At 71.9% G+C, this 19545-nt stretch carries 21 protein-coding genes; 15 read left to right on the forward strand and 6 right to left on the reverse strand.

The annotated features are described in order from the left end of the window. Positions 1-56 precede the first annotated feature (56 nt). Positions 57-749, reverse strand: coding sequence for a hypothetical protein (locus ACIBTU_RS30385; protein WP_399129753.1), 693 nt, complete (start codon positions 747-749; stop codon positions 57-59). Continuing rightward, positions 742-1287, reverse strand: a complete 546-nt coding sequence (locus ACIBTU_RS30390) for a SigE family RNA polymerase sigma factor (RefSeq protein WP_399129754.1) — start codon at positions 1285-1287, stop codon at positions 742-744. Before ACIBTU_RS30390 ends, ACIBTU_RS30385 begins: the two co-directional genes overlap by 8 nt. A 154-nt stretch (positions 1288-1441) precedes the next feature. On the opposite strand from ACIBTU_RS30390, the gene ACIBTU_RS30395 reads away from it, so the two are divergent. The 3 genes from ACIBTU_RS30395 to ACIBTU_RS30405 all read left to right on the forward strand — a co-directional run bounded on the left by ACIBTU_RS30395 (position 1442) and on the right by ACIBTU_RS30405 (position 2424). Beyond that, the gene (locus ACIBTU_RS30395) at positions 1442-1834 is read left to right on the forward strand and encodes a carboxymuconolactone decarboxylase family protein (protein WP_188336385.1); all 393 of its coding nucleotides are present in this window, start codon (positions 1442-1444) and stop codon (positions 1832-1834) included. Positions 1835-1836: 2 nt separating this feature from the next. Continuing rightward, positions 1837-2055, forward strand: coding sequence for a hypothetical protein (locus ACIBTU_RS30400; RefSeq protein WP_399129755.1), 219 nt, complete (start codon positions 1837-1839; stop codon positions 2053-2055). Between the two features lie 105 nt (positions 2056-2160). Next, complete coding sequence (locus tag ACIBTU_RS30405; RefSeq protein WP_399129757.1) at positions 2161-2424, forward strand: GlsB/YeaQ/YmgE family stress response membrane protein; 264 nt, start codon at positions 2161-2163, stop codon at positions 2422-2424. Between the two features lie 82 nt (positions 2425-2506). Here the strand turns inward: ACIBTU_RS30405 and ACIBTU_RS30410 are convergent, their stop codons facing one another. Next, entirely contained in the window at positions 2507-3544 is a 1038-nt protein-coding gene (locus tag ACIBTU_RS30410) for a LacI family DNA-binding transcriptional regulator (RefSeq protein WP_399129758.1), read from the reverse strand. After that, positions 3541-5958: a glycoside hydrolase family 2 protein gene (locus tag ACIBTU_RS30415; protein WP_399129822.1), complete on the reverse strand. Its 2418-nt coding sequence runs from the start codon at positions 5956-5958 to the stop codon at positions 3541-3543. The genes ACIBTU_RS30410 and ACIBTU_RS30415 overlap by 4 nt, the downstream gene beginning before the upstream one ends. 212 nt (positions 5959-6170) lie before the next feature. Between ACIBTU_RS30415 and ACIBTU_RS30420 the strand changes: the two genes are divergently transcribed. Then, positions 6171-6980, forward strand: coding sequence for a thioesterase family protein (locus tag ACIBTU_RS30420; RefSeq protein WP_399129760.1), 810 nt, complete (start codon positions 6171-6173; stop codon positions 6978-6980). 10 nt (positions 6981-6990) lie between these two features. Here the strand turns inward: ACIBTU_RS30420 and ACIBTU_RS30425 are convergent, their stop codons facing one another. Next, complete coding sequence (locus tag ACIBTU_RS30425; RefSeq protein ID WP_399129761.1) at positions 6991-7722, reverse strand: GNAT family N-acetyltransferase; 732 nt, start codon at positions 7720-7722, stop codon at positions 6991-6993. A 338-nt stretch (positions 7723-8060) separates the two neighbouring features. On the opposite strand from ACIBTU_RS30425, the gene kdpF reads away from it, so the two are divergent. The 11 genes from kdpF to ACIBTU_RS30480 all read left to right on the forward strand — a co-directional run bounded on the left by kdpF (position 8061) and on the right by ACIBTU_RS30480 (position 18975). Then, a complete protein-coding gene (gene kdpF / locus ACIBTU_RS30430) occupies positions 8061-8150 on the forward strand; it encodes a K(+)-transporting ATPase subunit F (RefSeq protein ID WP_399129762.1) in 90 nt (29 codons plus the stop codon). Positions 8151-8158: 8 nt separating this feature from the next. Continuing rightward, positions 8159-9820: a potassium-transporting ATPase subunit KdpA gene (kdpA, locus tag ACIBTU_RS30435; RefSeq protein WP_399129763.1), complete on the forward strand. Its 1662-nt coding sequence runs from the start codon at positions 8159-8161 to the stop codon at positions 9818-9820. An 81-nt stretch (positions 9821-9901) separates the two neighbouring features. Next, positions 9902-12010 (forward strand): potassium-transporting ATPase subunit KdpB, encoded by a 2109-nt coding sequence (gene kdpB, locus ACIBTU_RS30440; protein ID WP_399129764.1) that lies wholly within the window; start codon positions 9902-9904, stop codon positions 12008-12010. 24 nt (positions 12011-12034) lie between these two features. After that, a complete protein-coding gene (locus ACIBTU_RS30445) occupies positions 12035-12685 on the forward strand; it encodes a potassium-transporting ATPase subunit C (RefSeq protein WP_399129766.1) in 651 nt (216 codons plus the stop codon). 160 nt (positions 12686-12845) lie between these two features. Next, the gene (locus tag ACIBTU_RS30450; protein WP_399129767.1) at positions 12846-13700 is read left to right on the forward strand and encodes an ABC transporter ATP-binding protein; all 855 of its coding nucleotides are present in this window, start codon (positions 12846-12848) and stop codon (positions 13698-13700) included. A gap of 120 nt (positions 13701-13820) precedes the next feature. Continuing rightward, entirely contained in the window at positions 13821-14636 is an 816-nt protein-coding gene (locus ACIBTU_RS30455) for an ABC transporter ATP-binding protein (RefSeq protein WP_399129769.1), read from the forward strand. Between the two features lie 12 nt (positions 14637-14648). Further along, positions 14649-15986 carry an FtsX-like permease family protein gene (locus ACIBTU_RS30460; RefSeq protein WP_399129771.1) on the forward strand — a complete coding sequence of 446 codons (1338 nt, stop codon included), beginning with the start codon at positions 14649-14651 and terminating at the stop codon, positions 15984-15986. A gap of 95 nt (positions 15987-16081) precedes the next feature. After that, positions 16082-16468, forward strand: a complete 387-nt coding sequence (locus tag ACIBTU_RS30465; protein ID WP_399129772.1) for a cell division protein SepF — start codon at positions 16082-16084, stop codon at positions 16466-16468. A 176-nt stretch (positions 16469-16644) separates the two neighbouring features. Next, entirely contained in the window at positions 16645-17811 is a 1167-nt protein-coding gene (locus tag ACIBTU_RS30470; protein WP_399129773.1) for an AAA family ATPase, read from the forward strand. Between the two features lie 38 nt (positions 17812-17849). After that, positions 17850-18344, forward strand: a complete 495-nt coding sequence (locus tag ACIBTU_RS30475) for a nucleotide pyrophosphohydrolase (protein WP_399129775.1) — start codon at positions 17850-17852, stop codon at positions 18342-18344. 118 nt (positions 18345-18462) lie between these two features. Continuing rightward, positions 18463-18975: a DUF6099 family protein gene (locus ACIBTU_RS30480; RefSeq protein WP_399129777.1), complete on the forward strand. Its 513-nt coding sequence runs from the start codon at positions 18463-18465 to the stop codon at positions 18973-18975. 168 nt (positions 18976-19143) lie between these two features. Here the strand turns inward: ACIBTU_RS30480 and ACIBTU_RS30485 are convergent, their stop codons facing one another. Further along, entirely contained in the window at positions 19144-19311 is a 168-nt protein-coding gene (locus ACIBTU_RS30485; protein ID WP_399129779.1) for a hypothetical protein, read from the reverse strand. Between the last annotated feature and the right edge of the window lie 234 nt (positions 19312-19545).

A 19545-nucleotide genomic window follows, 5' to 3' on the forward strand; every position in this document is an offset into this window, starting at 1 on the left:
GTCCTGACGCGTCCTGACGCGTCCTGACGTGCCGGAGTCGGCCGTGGTGGGCGGGGTCACCCCCCGTCCACCGCGGCGCGCAGCCTTTTCTGCGGCACGGAGCCCGTGCGGCCGTCCGCGCAGCGCAGCCGGACTTGGCCGTCGTCGACGGGCAGTGCCTGCTCGGGCGCGAAGTGGAAGAGGGGCGCGCCATCGGCGCCGGGACGGTCGGCCCGGCGCAGGAGCAGCAAGTACTGGCCAGGGGCTGGTAGTTGGACCTCGGCTGCCGGGTACCAGACCTGGACCGAGCCGTGCGCGGGGGCCTCGCCGGCCGCTGTGAGAGCACCGTCGACGTCGAAGCGGAACGCCGAACTCCTGGTGACGCCGTCGTCCGTGCGGATCCTCCCCTCGCGCACCGTCCCGAACACCGCGCGGTAGCCCTGTTCCTGACGGTCCCTGATCCTCTCGGCCGCGCCGCGCAGACAGTCCGCGGACGCGGCCGGAACGGGCTCGCCCTCACCGGTCGACGCCCGGACCACCAGGACCCCGGCCAGCACGGCCGCGCAGACCGCCGTCACGGTCGTCACGGCGGCGAGCCGGCGACGCCGCAGCGACCGCCGGGCGCGCGCGGTGAAGTCCCGGCCCGGCGGGCTGACCCGGACCTCCGGCTCCGCGGCGGCGGCGAGCAGCAGGCGTACCTCATCGTGCTCGGAGGGCTCGGAAGGCTCGGAAGCCCCTGACGGCTCGGCATCAGGCTGCTTGTCAGTCATGACCGTGACCCCTCTCCAGGAAGGCGCCGGATCCCCGGCCGGGAACGGTGCCGGCGGACCGTCCGCCGTCGCGCAGCGCGGCCAGCGCCCGCGCGGCCCGGCTCTTCACCGTGCCGCGCGAACACCCCAGCACATCGGCGATCTCCGCCTCGGTGAGCTGGTGGTAGAAGCGCAGCACGAGGACCGCACGCTGAGCCCGAGGGATGCCGCGCAACAGCGCCCGGACGGCGACCGCCGTCGCCACGTCCTCCTCGTGCCCCGGGGCCGGGACTTCCGGAAGCCGCTCGGTGGGGAGCTCGGAGCTCCAGCGGCGCCGCCGGTCCTTCACCAGCAGCCGCACCATGGTCGTGCGGGTGTACGCCTCGGCGGCCTCGGCGCGTCCGATGCGCAGCCACGCCCGGTACGTGCGCAGGAGCGCCTCCTGGGCCAGGTCCTCACCCTGCGCATGCGCTCCGGTCAGGAGCGTCGCGGTGCGGACCAGCGATCCGTAGCGCGCGGCCATGAAGGCCGTGAACGCCTCGTCCCTGCCGTGCCGCATCCGTGCCCTCCCGCTCGGCCCACACCCTGTCACTGGTGAGAGGACCTGGGGTGCGCGGAAGGTTCCATGGAGTGCGCCGGGCAGCCGCCGAATCCCGGGCATATCGTGGACAAGGGGGAACCGGTTCCGCTTCGGCTGAGAGGAAGTGGTCGCCATGGCGGGACGTAACCGGGGCGAGGTGGAGGCGGAGATCAAGGAGACCCTGGGGCTCGTGCCTCATTTCTTCTCCGCGATCCCCGACGACCTGCTGGACTACGAGTGGGAGATCTTCAAGAAGCTCGAACTCGGCGAGACGCTGATCCCGAACAAGTACAAGGAGCTCATCGGGATCGCACTGCACTCCGAGACGAAGTGCCGTTACTGCACGCTGTTCCACACCGAGGCCGCGAAGCTGTTCGGGGCCACGGACGAGGAGATCCAGGAAGCCGTCCACTACGCCAAGAACAGCCTCGGCTGGAGCGCGTACCTCAACGGGATGCGCGAGGACTACGACGACTTCGAGAAGGAACTCGGCCAGATCAAGGAATACCTGTCGTCGAAGGGCTGATCATGCGCCTGGAGTGGGCCCGGCCCGGCGTCCTGCGGGCGACTGCCCACGCCTTCGAGTTCGCGGCCCTCGTGGCCGCCGCCCGTTACGTGGTCGAGTCCGCTCCGCCCGACATCCCCGAGGAGTCGCTGGAGCAGCTCAGAGCAGTGCTGAGCGGTTACGACGACCAGGCACGCCACCTTCACGAGGCACGCGCACCGGAGGAGAACCCCGACCCCTGACCGTCCCGACCCCGCCCGACCCGGCGCCCGCTCAACCCGCCGGGGCACAGCCGCGTCCATCCCCACGGGGCGTCGCAGGGACTCGACGAGGGGCAGGCAGCAGTCATGGAGATCTCCGGCATCTTCACCGCGATCGTGATCGGCATCGTCATCGGCATCCTGGGACGCCTGGTGATCCCGGGCCGTCAACGCATCGGCGTCCTGTGGACGATCCTCGTCGGCATCGCCGCAGCACTGGTCGGCACGGCCGTCGCCGGTGCCTTCGGCGTCGCCGACACCCGGGGCGTCGACTGGATCGAGCTCGCCGTACAGGTGGGCCTCGCCGCCGTCGGCGTCACCGCCGTGGAGCGGCTCAAGAGACGACGCTGAGCGTCAAGAGCCGCATCAACAGCATCGCCAAGTCAACAGCATCGTCAAGGCCGTCAAGGTTCATCAAGGTCTGTCAAGACAATCAAGGCGTCCGCGGCGTCGCCGTCGACCCGCGCGGTGTCAGCGACGGGCGTGACACCGGCTCCGTACCGAGGGCGCGCCCCTCGATCACCTCGAAGAGTGCCCGGGCCACATCCGCCCCGAACCCGTGCACGTCATGACTCATCGCCGACAGTGACGGGCGGGTCAGCCGGCACAGCTGGGAGTCGTCCCAGGCCAGCAGCGACAGCTCGTCCGGGACCGGGATCCCCAGCTCGGCGGCCACCCCGAGCCCGGCCACGGCCATGATGTCGTTGTCGTACACGATCGCCGTCGGCCGCTCGGGCCGCAGCAGCAGCGACCGGGTCGCGCGGGCGCCCTCCTCACCGGAGTAGTCCGTCGCGACCTGGAGCCCCGCGTCCAGGCCGAGCGAGCCCAGCGCGCCGCGGAAGGCCCGTTCGCGCAGCACACTGTGACCGAGCCGCTCCGGTCCGCCGACCCGGGCGATCCGGCGGTGCCCGAGCGCGGCGAGATAGCGCACCGCCTCGTCCATCGCGGCCACGTCGTCCCGCCACACCGAGGGCAGCCCGCCGGCCAGGTCCGGGTGGGCGACCGCGACGGCCGGGACGCCGAGCGCCGCGACCGGCGCGACCCGCGGATCGTCCCGGTCCAGGTCGACGAGGACCGTGCCGCCGACCTGCCGCTCGCGCCACCAGGCCTCCTGCACCCCGATCTCCTCCTCCCGGCTGCCGACGAGCCGCAGCAGCAGCGAGCAGGAACGCTCGGCGAGCACGCTCTGCAGACCGGACACGAACTCCATGTAGAACGGCTCCAGTCCGAGCAGCCGCGCGGGACGGCACAGCGCCAGACCGACCGTGTCGGTGCGGCGCCGCGACAGGCTGCGCGCCGACGCGTCCGGCGCCCAGCCCAGCTCGCGCGCCACCCCGAAGATCCGCTCCCGCGTCGGCTCGGACAGCCCGGGCTTGTGGTTGAACGCGATCGACACCGCGCCCTTGGACACCCCGGCCGCCGCCGCGACGTCCCTGATGGTGACCCTCCGGCCGCCGCCGCTCACGCTCATGCGGGCTCCACGCAGAAGAGGGCGGCCCGGATCGCGTTGGCCCCGCAGCCCGGCGCGCCGTGCACCCGGATCCTCGTCGTCTCGCCCGGCAACAGGGTGACCAGACCCCGATCGGTGTGGGCGTCCGAGGCGAGGCGGTCGGGCTGGAGCAGCAGGTCTCGTACGAGCGTGTGGGCCGTGACCACGACGTCGACCGTGTCCCGCGACCCGCCGACGCTCTCGACCGCGATGTCGAAACGCGGCTCTGGGTAGGCGAACTCGCGGTCGCGCGCCTCGAAGTGGAGGGCGCGCAGCCCGTCGGCGTCCGCGACCAGATACTCCTTCGCCGAGCCCGCCACGGGAACGGCCCGCGCCGGGACCGGCAGTCGCAGCACCTCGCGCGCGGGCGCGGTGACCTCCAGCGGCACCCGGGCGGCCTCCGTGCCGTCGGCGTGCATCAGGCGCAGCGTCACCTCGCAACTCCACGCCGTGGACGACTGGTTGTCGAGGACGAGCACGGGTCCGTCCGGACCGGGCTGGAGGGTGAGCAGCCGGTCGGCGTAGAGGCGGCGCAGCTCGTGGTAGAGCGGCTTGAGGCGGCCGTCGCCGTCGATCGCGGACCAGGAACTGACCGGCCAGCAGTCGTTGATCTGCCAGACGATCGTCCCCGCGCAGCGCGGCCGGTGGGAACGCCAGTGCTCGATGCCGGTGGCGACGGCGCGCGCCTGGACGACCTGCGTGAGGTAGTGCCAGCGGTCGAAGTCGCCCTCGGGCACCGCGAAATGGCGGGCCAGACCGCGCCGCAACTTGCCGTTGCCGTCCTCCGCCTTCTGGTGGTGCAGCATGCCGGGGGAGTCCGGGGCCAGCTCCTCACCGGGCAGCGCACGGCGCAGCGTGGCGAGCGCGGGCGGCGCCTGCCAGCCGAACTCAGCGACGAACCGCGGCACATCGGCCCGGTACTCGGTGAAGTCCACCCGGTTCCACACGTCCCACGAGTGATGCGTGCCGTGATCCGGATGATTGGGGTGGTGGTCCCAGGAACCGGACCACGGACTGCCCGCCATGTACGGCCGCGTCGGATCGAGCTCGGCGACGATCCGCGGCAGCAGCACCAGGTAGTACCCCTCGCCCCACGAGTCCCCGGCGAGCTCCTCCTCCCAGCCCCAGTCCCGGAAGCCCCACAGGTTCTCGTTGTTGCCGTTCCACACCACGAGACTCGGATGCGGCATCAGCCGCGCCACGTTCTCCCGCGCCTCCGCCTCGACCTCCCCGCGCAGCGGCTGCTCCTCCGGATAGGTGGAACAGGCGAACAGGAAGTCCTGCCACACCATCAGGCCCAGCTCGTCACACGCGTCGTAGAACGCCTCGTCCTCATAGATCCCGCCGCCCCACACCCGCACCAGATCGGCGTTCGCCTCCGCCGTCTGCCGCAGCCGCGTGCGATACCGCTCCGGCGTCACCCTCGACGGCAGCACATCATCGGGGATCCAGTTCACACCTCGCACGAAGACGCGTACTCCGTTCACCACGAACGTGAAGCCCGTGCCGTGCTCGTCCGGCGCCCGGTCGAGCTCGACGCTCCTGAACCCGACCCGCCGCTCCCAGCCGTCCAGCGCTGAATCGCCGTCGAACAGCGTCAACTCGACCTCGTACAGCGGCTGTTCGCCGTAGCCGCGCGGCCACCACAACCGCACGTCCGGCACCTCGAGGACCAGGGTCGTGCCGTCGCCCTCGACCTCGCCCGTCACGGTGACTCCCGCGACGCCGGCCCGCACGGTCAGCGCACGCTCCGCGCCCCGCGCCGTGCGCTCCACGTCGATCCGCAGCTCGACACGCCCCGAGCCGTCCGCGCCGACCGTCACCAGCGGCCGGACCCGGGCGAGCCGCGCCGTCGACCAGCGCTCCAGCCGGACCGGACGCCACATGCCCGCCGTGACCACCGTCGGACCCCAGTCCCAGCCGAAACTGCACGCCATCTTCCGGATGTACTGGGAGGGCGCCGGATACACGTTCGGCCGGTCGCCCGTCACCCGCCGCACCGCCTCCGCCTCTTCGTACGCGGAGGCGAACTCCACGTCCAGCGGCCCGCTCAGGCCCGTGACGTCGAAGCGGTACGCGCGGTGCATGTTCCGGGTGCGGCCCAACTCCCGCCCGCCGAGCGTGATCCGGGCCGCCGTGTCGAGCCCGTCGAACACCAGATCCGTGCGCTCGTGCCGCTCGTCCGCCGCGGTCTCCTCGGCGGTCACGTCCCGCGCGTACGTCCAGGCACGGCGTCCCACCCAGTCGACCTCGAGCTCGGCCGAGCCGATGAACGGGTCCGGGATCAGGCCCGCCGCCAGCAGATCGGTGTGCACACATCCCGGCACCTGCGCGGGCAGCGGCCTCCCGTCGTGATCCAGGCTCCACCCCGAGTCGAGCGGAACGATGAGCTTCAAAGGCTGCGAGGGCTGCATGGTGTGACTCCCAACTGACGGGCCACGACCCGTTCATCGCCGGTTCACGGACGCTGCGCGCCAACCTAGCCCGCGGCTTCTTAACCGGTCCAGTACGCCTGAGCGGCCGCTCGGTTACGTTGGTCGCCGGGCCTCGCCCCCGGCCGTGACCCGGCCGAGGGACAGCGCCCCGCGACAGGAAGGGGAAGTGTCCGTTGTCCACCGGCAGTCACCACAGCTACTACGAGCCCATCGACGCGTTCCGCTACAAGCCCACCGTGCACGCGGGCGGCGCCTGGGACCCCGACGAGCAGCACTTCAGCCCGCTCGGAGGTCTCGTCGTCCACGCGATCGACCGGCACCTGGCCGCGCGCCCGGAGACCGCCGGGCTCGCCGTCGCCCGGATCAGCTTCGACATCCTCGGACGGCTCGCCCTCGACGAGTGCGAGATCCGGGTGGAGACCCTCCGGCCCGGCCGCACCATCGAACTCCTCGAAGCCGTCGTCCTGATCGCCGGACGCGCCGTGGTGCGCGCCCGCGCCTGGCTGCTCGCCGCCACCGACACCACGGCCGTCGCCGGCGGCGGGCCCGACCGGCTCACCCCGCCCGACGCGCTCGCCCCCTGGCCGATGGCGGACCAGTGGCCCGGCGGCTACATCGCCTCCATCGACGTCCGCCCCCTCGCGCCCCCGCGGCCCGGCCGCACCACCGCCTGGATCTCGACGCCGCTCGACCTGGTGGCCGGCGAACCGAGCAGCCCGCTCGCGTCCTTCGTCGCCCTCGTCGACACCGCCAACGGCATCGCCGTGCGCGAGTCGCCGAACGAGTGGATGTTCCCCAACGTCGATCTGACCCTGCACCTGCACCGGCAGCCGCGCGGCCGCTGGACCGGCCTCGACACGACGGTGACCTTCGGCCCGGCGGGGCACGGCGTCACCAGCACGGTGCTGCACGACGTCGACGGACCCGTCGGGACGGCGCAGCAGATCCTCACGGTCAGGCCGCAGCCGCAGCCGCAGCGCTGACCCGCCCGCTTCAGGGGGACACGCTTCGCGGGATGCGGAAGCCCCGGAACGTCACCGGGCGCCGCACCTCGAAACCGAGCCGCCCGTACAGCGCCACCGCCGCCGTGTTGGACGCGGCCACGTGCAGGAACGGGCGCTCGCCCCGCGCCTCGATCCGGGCGCTCAGGGCGCGGACCAGACGCGCGGCGTGACCCCGGCCGCGCGCTTCGGGCGCGGTGCACACGGCGCTGATCTCGGTCCAGCCGGGCGGCCGCAGCCGCTCACCGGCCAGGGCGACGAGCGCGCCGTCCGCGCGGACGCCCAGATAGGTGCCGAGTTCGTGGGTGCGGGGCCGGAACGGTCCCGGCCGCGTCCTCGCGACGAGCGCCAGCATGTCGGGGACGTCGGCCGGGCCGAGCTCGACGACGCCGGACTCGTCCGCGCGGGCCGGTTCGCCGCGTACGGGCCCGGTCAGCTGGAGACCGTCGAGGGAGAAGACGGGCTCCCAGTCCAGCGGCGGCGTCGCGGGGGAGGAGAACAGGTCGGCCAGTTCCCCGCGGCCGAGCAGCGCCGCCAGATCCGCCCACGCGGCCGCGTCCGGCGCCGCCGGCAGCGCGGCGAACGTGGCGACGTCCGCCTGATAGGTGAACGCCTCGCCGCGGCGGCGGGCGAGGTGCGCGTGGGCCCCGCGCAGGGACGCCCCGACGGGGTCGTCCAGCACGGAGTCCTTCTCGTTTCCGTCCGCCGTCACGCCGTCTGCCATCGCGCGCGTCCCTCCGTGGTGCCGTCGCCGCCGTCCCGCTCACTGAACCGGTCTACCGGTCTCACCGGATCGTAGGCGCAGGGCGGCGCGATCCCGTCCCGCGCCGGTCCCCGTATGGGACGCGTCAAGGCCGTATGGGACACGTCAAGGCCGCCCTCACCCCCGTAAGGGAGCCGTCAACGGAGGCGGAACGGGCCCTGGCCGGAGGTTTCCTCTCAGTGTCCGTACTGATTCGAACCTTCATCCAGGGAGCTCACGATGGCCGACGTGGCCTTCGTCGTCACCACGCTCGCGGTCTTCGCGCTGGTGGCACTCGTCGCCAAGGGGGTGACGAAGCTGTGAACACGGAGAACGTGGTCGGCCTCGTCGTGGCCGTGGCCCTCCTCGCCTATCTCGTCCTCGCCCTCATCTACCCGGAGAGGTTCTGAGTACAGATATGAGCCCCGTACTCGCCGGCGCGCTCCAGCTCCTCGCGCTCGTCGCGGCCCTGGCGCTGGCCTACCGTCCCCTGGGCGACCACATGGCCCGGGTCTACTCCTCCCCGAGACACCTGCGGGTGGAGCGGTGGATCTACAAGGGCATCGGAGCGAACCCCGACACCGAGATGCGCTGGACCGCGTACCTGCGCGGTGTGCTGGCCTTCTCCGCCGTAAGCGTCCTGTTCCTGTATCTGCTGCAGCGGCTCCAGGGCAGCCTGCCCGGCTCGCTCGGCTTCCGCTCCATCGACCCGGACCAGGCGTTCAACACGGCCGCGTCCTTCGTCGCGAACACCAACTGGCAGTCGTACTACGGCGAACAGGCCATGGGCCACGTCGTGCAGACCGGCGGCCTGGCGGTGCAGAACTTCGTGTCGGCCGCCGTCGGCATCGCCGTCGCCGTCGCCCTCGTGCGCGGCTTCGCCCGCTCCCGCACCGGGGAACTCGGCAACTTCTGGGCCGACCTCGTGCGCGGTGTCGTACGCATCCTGCTGCCGATCTCCGTCATCGGCGCGCTCGTCCTCGTCGCGTGCGGAGCCATCCAGAACTTCGCCGGGATCCACGAGGTCGGGCAGTTCATGGGCGGCAGCCAGCAGTGGAACGGCGGCGCCGTCGCCTCCCAGGAGGCCATCAAGGAACTCGGCACCAACGGAGGCGGCTACTTCAACGCCAACTCCGCCCACCCCTTCGAGAACCCCAACGGCTTCTCGAACCTCTTCGAGGTCTTCCTGATCCTCGTCATCCCCTTCGCCCTGACGCGGACCTTCGGCCGCATGGTCGGCTCGCTCCGGCAGGGCTACGCGATCCTCGCCACCATGGGCACCATCTGGATCGCCTTCGTGGGTCTGATGATGTGGACCGAGTTCGCCCACCACGGCCCCGCGTTCCAACTCGCGGGCGGCGCCATGGAAGGCAAGGAGACACGCTTCGGCATCGGCGGTACGTCGATCTTCGCGGTCTCCACGACACTCACCTCGACCGGCGCCGTCGACGGCTTCCACTCCTCGCTCACCGGGCTCGGCGGCGGCATCACCATGCTGGGCATGCAGCTCGGCGAGATCGCGCCCGGCGGAGTCGGCTCCGGCCTCTACGGCATGCTGATCATGGCGATCATCGCGGTGTTCATCGCCGGCCTGATGGTCGGCCGCACACCCGAGTACCTGGGCAAGAAGATCGGCACCCGCGAGATCAAGCTCGCCGCCTGCTACATCCTCGTCACCCCGGCGCTGGTCCTCGTCTTCACGGCCCTCGCGATGGCACTGCCGACGCCGCCGAACTCGATGCTCAACCCGGGCGCGCACGGCTTCTCCGAGATCCTCTACGCGTACACCTCCGGCGCCAACAACAACGGCTCCGCCTTCGGAGGACTGAACGCGGACACGCAGTGGTTCAACACCACGATCGGTCTGGCCATGCTCCTCGGGCGCTTCCTGCCGATGGTGTTCGTCCTCGCGCTCGCCGGATCGCTCGCCGGGCAGCAGCCGGTCCCGGCCTCCGCCGGCACCCTGCACACCGCGAAACCGCTGTTCACCGGCCTGCTCGTCGGCACCGTCCTGATCATCACCGGCCTCACGTACTTCCCGGCGCTCGCGCTCGGGCCGCTCGCGGAGGGACTCGCGTAAATGAGCCCTCACACCCAGAAGTCACAGCTCCAAGAGTCACAGCTCCAGACGTCACAGCTGATGAAGAAGCCAGAGGGCTCCATGTCCACAGTCACTCCAACCCGGGCCCCGCACGACGACCTGCCCACCGGGCACGGATCCGGCGAAGGCGAAGGCCGGGTCGGCGCCGGTCTCTTCGACCCCCGCCAGCTCCTGAAGTCCTTCCCGGGCGCCCTGCGCAAACTCGACCCGCGCATCATGATCAAGTCGCCGGTCATGTTCGTGGTGCTCGTCGGGTCCGTGCTGACCACGGCGTTCTCGTTTACCGATCCGACCGACTGGTTCGGCTGGACCATCAGCGCCTGGCTCTGGCTGACCGTGATCTTCGCCAACCTCGCGGAGGCCGTCGCCGAGGGCCGCGGCAAGGCGCAGGCCGACACGCTGCGCAAGGCCAAGACCGACACGGTGGCGCGACGGCTGACAGGCGACGGCTCGGCCGAGGAGCAGGTGCCCGGCACCGACCTGTGCATCGGGGACCGCGTCGTGTGCGAGGCCGGCGACATCATCCCGGGCGACGGTGACGTCGTCGAGGGCGTGGCCAGCGTCGACGAGTCGGCGATCACCGGCGAGTCCGCGCCCGTCATCCGCGAGTCCGGCGGCGACCGTTCGGCCGTCACCGGCGGCACCAAGGTCCTCTCCGACCGCATCGTCGTCAAGATCACCACGAAGCCCGGCGAGACGTTCATCGACCGCATGATCAACCTGGTCGAGGGCGCCGCCCGGCAGAAGACCCCCAACGAGATCGCGCTCAACATCCTGCTCGCCTCGCTGACCGTCGTCTTCCTCCTCGCCGTCGCGACACTCCCGCCGTTCGCCGACTACGCGGGCAAGCAGCTCGACATGGTCGTCCTGGTCGCCCTCCTGGTCTGCCTCATCCCGACCACCATCGGCGCCCTGCTCTCCGCCATCGGCATCGCCGGCATGGACCGCCTGGTCCAGCGCAACGTACTGGCGATGTCCGGCCGCGCGGTCGAGGCCGCCGGCGACGTCTCCACCCTGCTCCTCGACAAGACCGGCACCATCACCGTCGGCAACCGCCAGGCCGCCGAGTTCGTCCCCGTACGAGGCGTCACCGAGGCCGAGGTCGCCGACGCGGCACAGCTCTCGTCCCTGTCCGACGAGACCCCCGAAGGCCGCTCCGTCGTCGTCCTCGCCAAGGAGAAGTACGGGCTGCGCGAACGCCACCAGGGCGAACTGGTAGGCGCCACCTGGATCGAGTTCACCGCACAGACCCGGATGTCCGGCGTCGACGTCGACGGACGCCGCATCCGCAAGGGCGCGGCAGGCTCGGTCATCACCTGGGTCCGCGAACGCGGCGGACAGGTCACCGAGGACGCCGGGCAGCTCACCGACGGCATCTCCGCGGCCGGCGGCACCCCGCTCCTCGTCGCCGTCGAGGACGCCGACGGAGCCCGCGTGCTCGGCGTGATCCACCTCAAGGACGTCGTCAAGGACGGCATGCGCGAACGCTTCGACGAGCTGCGCCGCATGGGCATCAAGACCGTCATGATCACGGGTGACAACCCGCTGACGGCCAAGGCCATCGCGGAGGAGGCCGGCGTCGACGACTTCCTCGCCGAGGCCACGCCCGAGGACAAGATGGCCCTCATCAAGCGGGAGCAGGCGGGCGGCAAGCTCGTCGCGATGACCGGCGACGGCACGAACGACGCGCCGGCGCTGGCCCAGGCGGACGTCGGTGTCGCGATGAACACGGGCACGTCGGCCGCGAAGGAGGCCGGCAACATGGTCGACCTCGACTCGAACCCGACCAAGTTGATCGAGATCGTCGAGATCGGCAAGCAACTGTTGATCACCCGCGGTGCGTTGACCACCTTCTCGATCGCCAACGACGTCGCCAAGTACTTCGCGATCATCCCGGCGCTCTTCGCGGCCGTCTACCCCGGGCTCAACACGCTCAACATCATGCATCTGTCGAGCCCGAACTCGGCGATCCTGTCCGCCGTCGTCTTCAACGCGCTCATCATCGTCGCGCTCGTCCCGCTCGCCCTGAAGGGCGTCCGCTACCGGCCGATGAGCGCCGACCGCATGCTCCGCCGCAACCTCGGCGTCTACGGGCTCGGCGGCCTGATCGCCCCCTTCGTCGGGATCAAGCTCATCGACCTGCTCCTCTCCCTCGTCCCCGGCCTGTGACGTCCAGAAAGCGTGCTGACGACCATGAACACCTCCGTAGGCAACACCGGCCGGCTGCTCTGGGCGGGCCTGCGCGCCCTGCTCGTCCTCACCGTGGTGTGCGGCGTGCTCTACCCGCTCGCCGTCACGGGAGTCGCCCAGGCGGTCTTCCCCGACAAGGCCGACGGGTCCGAGGTCCGGTCCGGGGGCAGGACTGTCGGCTCCTCCCTCATCGGCCAGTCGTACACGACGAAGGACGGCAAGCCCGACCTCAAGTGGTTCCAGGGCCGCCCGCAGAACGGCCTCGGCACGAACAGCGTGAACACCCGGTACAAGCTGATCCTTTCCGGCGCCACCAACCTCGCCGGTGACAACCCCGAACTCGTCGCCCAGGTGAAGAAGGCCCGCGCCGCCGTCGTCGCGGACAACTCCACACCCACGTACAAGGTGGACCCCGCCGACATCCCGGCCGACGCCGTCACCTCCTCCGGCTCCGGACTCGACCCCGCCATCTCCCCGGCCTACGCCGACCTCCAGGTGCACCGCGTCGCCGAACGCAACCACCTGCCCGTCGACCGCGTGCGCCGGCTCGTCGACGCCCACACCGACGGCCGCGCCCTCGGCTTCATCGGCGAACCCACCGTCAACGTCCTCGAACTCAACGTCGCCCTCCAACAGTTGACGCGCAACAGTTGACCGGGGACCGTTGCCCCCCGCGGGACGCCGCGCGGGCAGCGGCACGGGGCGGGCCGGTCACCCACCGGCTCGCCCCGCGGCCCCGCCCGCCGTCCACGACCCGGACGTCCGCCCGTATGCGTGCCGCCTACAGCTACTGTTCCGGCGGGAGGCACGCACCATGAGCGACAACCTGGACGGCACGAGCACGCGTACCTGTACTGAAGGCGCCACCGGTACCGGCGGCCGGATCGTGGCCGCACTCGACGGCGTCGGCATGCGCCGCATCACCACCGGCCAGATCATCCTCGACGGCATCGACTGGACCGTCCGGGCCGGCGAACACTGGGCCCTCCTCGGCCCCAACGGCGCCGGAAAAACCAGCATCCTGCGCCTCGTCGGCGCCACCCACCACCCCACCACCGGCACCGTCGAGGTCCTTGGCCACCGACTCGGCCGCGTCGACGTCCGCGAACTGCGCGCCCACATCGGCCACGTCTCCACCTCCCAGCGCGTCCCCCTCGACCTCCCCGGCCACACCGTCGTCCTCACCGGCCACACCGGCACCGTCCAACCGCTCTGGAAGGCCTACGACACCGAGGTCCGTGACCGCGCCGACGCGCTGCTCGCCGAACTCGACATCAAGGAGCTCGCCGACCGCCCCTACGGCGTCAGCTCCGGGGGCCAGCGCGCCCGCGTCCTCATCGCCCGCGCCCTCATGGCCGACCCCGCGCTGCTGCTGCTCGACGAGCCGTTCAACGCGCTCGACCTGCCCTCCCGCGAGGACCTCATCGACACCATGAGCCGCCTCGCCACCGGCCGCCCGCACCTGACCACCGTCACGGTCACCCACCACCTGGAGGAACTCTCCCCGGCCATCGGCCACGCCCTCCTGCTGCGCGACGGCCGCGTCCTCGCCCGCGGCCCCGTCGACGACGTCCTCACCACCGACCGGCTGACCGCCTGCTTCGGCCGCCCCATCGAGGTCACCCGCCACGCCGGCCGCTGGCTCGCCCGCTCCACGGGCCGGCCCTAGCGGGCGGGGTGGATCCAGCACCACCCCGGTCCGCCACGTACGCCCCGTGTGCCGCCCGCCCGCCGTCCCTAGCGTCGTAGGACGAGGCGCAGAGCGCGCCGGACAAGGGGAACGGCGATCATGCGACACCACGGACGGACACCCCGGCACACGGCCCACGCGGAGGCGCTGCGCCTGGTCCGGGTCACCAAGACTTACGGCACGGACGACGACGGCGGCGCCGACCGCGTCACCGCACTCGACGACATCACGCTCAGCCTGCCCGCGGGCACGTTCACCGCGGTCATGGGCCCCTCCGGCTCCGGCAAGTCCACGCTGCTGCACTGCGCGGCCGGACTCGACCGGCCCGACAGCGGCGTCGTCGCGGTCGACGGCGAGGAGATGAGCGGAGGCCCCGGCCCGGCCCGCGGCGAGGCCGCCCTGACCCGCTTCCGCCGCACCCGCGTCGGCTTCGTGTTCCAGCAGTACAACCTGCTGCCCACCCTCACCGTCGCGCAGAACACGATCCTGCCGCTCAAGCTCGCGGGCCGCCGCGTCGACCGGGAACGCGTCGAGCGCGTCCTCACCGACGTCGGCCTCGGCGACCGGCTCGGACACCGCCCCGACCAACTCTCCGGCGGCCAGCGCCAGCGCGTCGCCATCGCCCGCGCGCTGGTCACCGAACCCTCCGTGATCTTCGCCGACGAGCCGACCGGAGCACTCGACACCCGCAGCGCCCGCGACGTGCTGCGGCTCCTCCAGGAGGCCGTCCGGCTGCACGGCAGGACAGTCGTCATGGTCACCCACGACCCGGTCGCCGCCTCCTACGCCGACACCGTCCAGTTCCTCGCCGACGGCCGGCTCGCCGGACGACTCAACGCCCCGACCGTCGACGCCGTTGCCGAACGCCTCGCCCACCTCGGCGACACCATCCCGAACACCCCGATGGGAGTGTGAACCGTGTTCACCATGCTCGGCCTTGCCCTGCGCTCCGTACGCCAGCGCCCCGGCCGCTTCGTCGCCACACTCCTGTCCGCGTTCCTCGGCGCCACCATCGTCATGACGTTCAACTCGATGCACGACACCGCCGGCGCGGACGGCGTCGACAAGATCAGCTCCGACACCCTCACCACCGCCGCGACCGTCGTCGGCGGCTACGGCACCCTGCTCGTCTTCTTCGCGATCGCGTCCACATTGACCGTCAACGTGCGTCAACGTGCCGAGGAGATCCAGCTGTTGCGCCACACCGGCGCGACCCCCGCCCAGATCACGCGCATGGTCGTCGGCGAATCCGTCACCGTCGCGCTCGTCGCCACCGCTCTCGCCGTCGGCCCCGCCGCACTCGGCGGCTCGCTCCTGCTCGACCTGTTCAAGGACAGCGGCCAGGTCGCCACCTCCGTCCACTACACCTTCGGCCCGATCGCCCTCATGTCCGGCGTCACGGTCACCCTCCTCGCCTCGGCGGGCGCCGCGTTCCTCGCCGTACGACGTGCCACGAAGGCCGCCGCCGGCCAGGTCCGACGGCCCGGCCGCGCCCGGAAGTCCGCCTCCTGGGCGGCGCTCGCCCTCGGCGCCCTCGCGGTCACGAGCACCTTCGCGATGAACGCCACCGACGCCGCCCTCATGGCGGCCCCCGCCTACGGAGCCATCCTGCTCTCCGTCGGCTTCGCCCTCGTCTCCACCGACCTCCTGCGCGCCGTCCTGCACCGCGCCGAACCCCTCGTCACCGCCCTCACCGGCGCGAGCGGCTACCTGACCGTGCGGAACCTGCGACAGCGCGCGGCACAACTCTCCGGCGTCCTCATGCCGTTGATCCTCTTCACCGGCATGGCCACCGCGACCCTCTACATGCAGGCCGTCGAGAACGACGCGATCAAGGCCTCCGGGCTCACCCGATCAATAGAGGACAAGAACCTCGAGACGCTCAACCTCACCGTGGTCGGCATCATCGTCGTCTTCGCCTGCGTCATGCTGATCAACTCCCTGTACGCGGCGACGGCCTACCGCGTCCGCGAGTTCGGCCAGCAGCGCCTCGCCGGAGCCACGCCCGCACAGGTCCTCGGCGGCGTCGCCGTGGAGGGCGTCGTCCTGACCGTCACCGGCGTGTTCTTCGGCACACTCGCCGCCCTCGCGGGCCTCCTCCCGTTCACCGCCGTACGCACCGACGGGCTCCTCCCGCACCAGGGCCTCGGCACCTGGATCGCGGTGGTGTCCATGGCCGCCGCGGCCACCCTGGTCACCAGCCTGGCCACCGCCCGGCGCGGACTGAAGGTCCCCGCCGTGCAGGCCGTGACCCTCGCCGCGTGACATGCCCGTCCGTGTCGCTGTTGGGCTGAACGGGTGACATGGCGTAAGAATTGACCGGTGCAGACAGTAGTGAGAGCCCGGACGGGGTGGGGGCATTGAACAGCCACGACGTCACTGACGAACAGTGGGAAGGGCTCGCTCAGGTCGTACCGCTGCGCAGCCGCAACGAATGGCCGTCCGCGGTCGACCACCGGGCGATGCCCGAGTACGACACCGAGCCGCGCCGCCGCTTCGTCGTCCTGCGGGTCAACGTGTTCGGTGACGCCCGCGAGGTCGCCGAGACCGTGATGTCCGGCATCCCCGTCCTGCTCGACCTGACCGGCGCCGAGGGCGAAGTCGCCAAGCGCGTGCTGGACTTCAGCAGCGGCGTGGTCCTCGGCCTCGGCTGCGGCATGCACCGCGTCGACCGCAACGTGTTCCTGCTCGCCCCGCCCGGCACCGAGGTCCAGGGTCTCGTGGCCGGGGCGGGCGCGCTCGGCTGACCCCGAGGCCCGAAGCCGTGGCGAGCGGGCGGGGCCGGAGCGAGTGGGGGCGTATCAGGCGGGCCGTATCGAGTGGGGGCGCCGTCGGGCAAGCCCGGGCGGCATAGTCCCCCGATCGTAGGAAGGTCATCCAGGGAAATCGGTTCTGCCGGACGCGGACGCCTACGTTCATCGACATGACCGTGCTTCAGCCGGGCGCGCCCGCCTTACCGGGCCAGACCCCGGACCGCCCGTACGTGACCGAGCTGCGGCTCTCGGCCTTCGCCCGACACCGCGGCACCACCGTCCCCCTCAGCCCCTTCACCGTACTGACCGGCCCGAGCGGCAGCGGGAAGACCAGTGTCCTGCGGGCCCTCGAGGCGCTCGCCCGGCTCGGCGGGGGAGCGCACCTCGACGAGGTCTTCCCCGACCCCGCCGCCTGCGTCCCCGAGCGCGCCAGACCCGACGCCCAGGACCGCCGCGGATTCCGTATCGGCTGCACCGTCGTGGGACCGGTCGGACCCGTCCGGCTCGACCTCGCCGTCCAGGCCGAACCCGAACTCCGCATCGTCGGCGAGCGCCTGACCGGACCCGGTGTCACCTACCTGGAGACCGCGCTGCGCGACCCGGGCCGACGCGACGTCCAGGCCGCCTGGCACACCGCGGGATCCGTGGCCGTCACCCGCGCCCCGCTCCCCGACGACCTCCTCGGCACCGCGCTGCTCCCGCTGCGCGTCGCGGGCCGCACCCAGGGCCAGCGCCAGGTGCTCGCCGCCGCGGAGCAGGCCGTCGTCGGCCTGCGCTCCCTGTACGCCTGCGACCCCGAGCCCGCCCGGATGCGGGCCCCCGTCCCGGTCGGCGACGGAATGCTGCTCGCCGGCTGCGACAACCTCGCCTCGGTGCTGCGGCGCACCCGCTCCGAGTGCGCCCACCGGCACGGACTGCTGGTCGCCGCGGCCCGCGCCGGACTCGCCGGCCCCGTGCGGGAGGTCCTCGCGGAGACCGGAGCCGACGGTCTGGTCCGCGCCGTCGTCGGCCGCGAAACCGGCCCCGGCACGCCCGTCGAGCGCCTCGCCGACGGCGAACTGCGCTATCTGGCCCTGGCGTTGGTGCTGCTCACCGGGCCGGGAGTGCTGGACGTCGACACGGTGGCCGAGGTGCCGGACGCCTACCAGACCCTGACCGTGCTCGCCGACGGCCTCGACCGCGGGCTCGACCCGGCCCAGAGTCGTGAACTGGCCGCGCTCGCCGCCCGGATGTGCGCCCGCGGCCACATCCGGCTGGTCGCCGCGGTGGGGGAGGGATCGGCCGTCGTCGCCGAGGCGCGGACGCACGGGGCGACGGTGGTAGACCTGAGGCCGTGACAGACGGAACACCGGAAAACGGGGACGGGCCGGGACACATGCGCGGGAACGGGAACGGAAGCGGGAACAGGGACGGGAACGGCGACGGCGATGGAGGCCTGGGCGGAAAGGGGGACGAGGCCCCCCTCGGCGCGGAGGCGGGCGGCGCAGCCGGGCAGCCGGCGGGGGCGCCCGATCTCGCGTCGCTGCAGGCCCGGCTCGCCGCCTTCGCCGCCGCCCGCGACTGGGGCCCCTTCCACACCCCGAAGAACCTGGTCTCGGCGCTGAGCGTCGAGGCCGCCGAACTCGTCGAGATCTTCCAGTGGTTGACCCCGGAACAGTCGGCCCGCGTCATGGACGACCCGGACTCGGCGCACCGCGTGCGCGACGAGGTCGCCGACGTGCTCGCGTATCTGCTGCAACTGTGCGAGGTCCTCGGCATCGACGCCCTCGCCGCGCTGGACGCGAAGATCGACCGAAACGAGTCGCGTTTTCCCGCACCCGGCCGGGATTCCGGCGCCCACGACCCCGATCGTCACTCTTCGGAGTCATGAAGTTGTCCACATCCGATTCTGTGTCCACAGATTTCGGGCTTCCTCTGGCTTTTCGTCTCGCAGACCCTCACTCTGGGTAGTGGACAAGGGAGTTCGGGCAGGACGGACGGGGACGCGGATGGAAGCGGTGCGGCTCATCGGGGTCGGCCGACGGGCCCTGGCACAGAGCCAGGACGCGCCGGACATCATGAGGGAGGCGTGGCAGGCGCAGGCGCTGGCCCAGGCGGTCGGCAGCAGGCTGGCGATGCTCGGGCCCGCGGAATTACGGGGCGACGCGCTGAGTCTGAGCGAGGCGGGAGCGCGGGGCAGCGGGGGCTCCGCGGGACCGGTGGTCGGAGCGGGCGGCATACGGGCGGCGCAGCTGACCGAACTGGGCGACATGCGAGGGGCGTTGCTGGCGCTCGGCGTGCTGCTCGGCGACGTGGGGATCGCGCTCGTCGGCGTGGCGAGCGAGTCCTTCGAGGAAGGGGCCTATTGGCAGTGCATGGAAGCGATCGACGCGGCGGACGAGTCCCGGGACCGGGTCCTGGAGATCCTGCGGCGCCTGCCGGACCGGGACGACGGCAGACTGTCCGACCGCGGCCGGAACCGGGGCCGCCCGCCCGTACCGGGATCGGACTCGGCGGCTTGACCCGGCGGGTATGACGGGTCGGGTCCGACCGGGCGGGTAAGACGGGGCAGGCCTGGCGGGGCGGGCCCGACCGGGCAAGTCTGGCAGGGCGGACCTGGCCGGGAAGACCTGGCGGGGCGGACCTGGCCGGCGGTCCGACCCGGCAGGGCCGACCGCCGGACCGGAGCGTCAGCCTTCCCCGGCGACGGGGTGCGGCACACCGCCCGCGGTCTGCTGGAGGTCGGCGTCGAGCTGCGACAGATCGGCGTTGAGCGCCGCCATCAACTCCTCCATCTGCTGCAGCAGCCCCTTGGGCGCACCCTGTTGTTGCGGCACGGACACGACTTCCTCGGACATGACGGCCTCCTCGGCCCTCGCCCTCCCACCTGGGGAAAGGCGGACGACACACAAGACGCCCGGCAGATGACGCCGGCGCGGATGCCGGGCGGTCCGGCACCGCCCCGGCCAACGATCACCCGGCGGTCCCGGTCACTGAACGGGGCCCGTGCCAGCGCCGGGTTGACGGATTTTCACCCGACCGTGGGGGTCGGGCACCGGAGTGACCAGCAAGGTTGACGCACGTAGGAGCGT

This window comes from Streptomyces sp. NPDC050145, assembly GCF_044460245.1.
Lineage (GTDB): Bacteria > Actinomycetota > Actinomycetes > Streptomycetales > Streptomycetaceae > Streptomyces.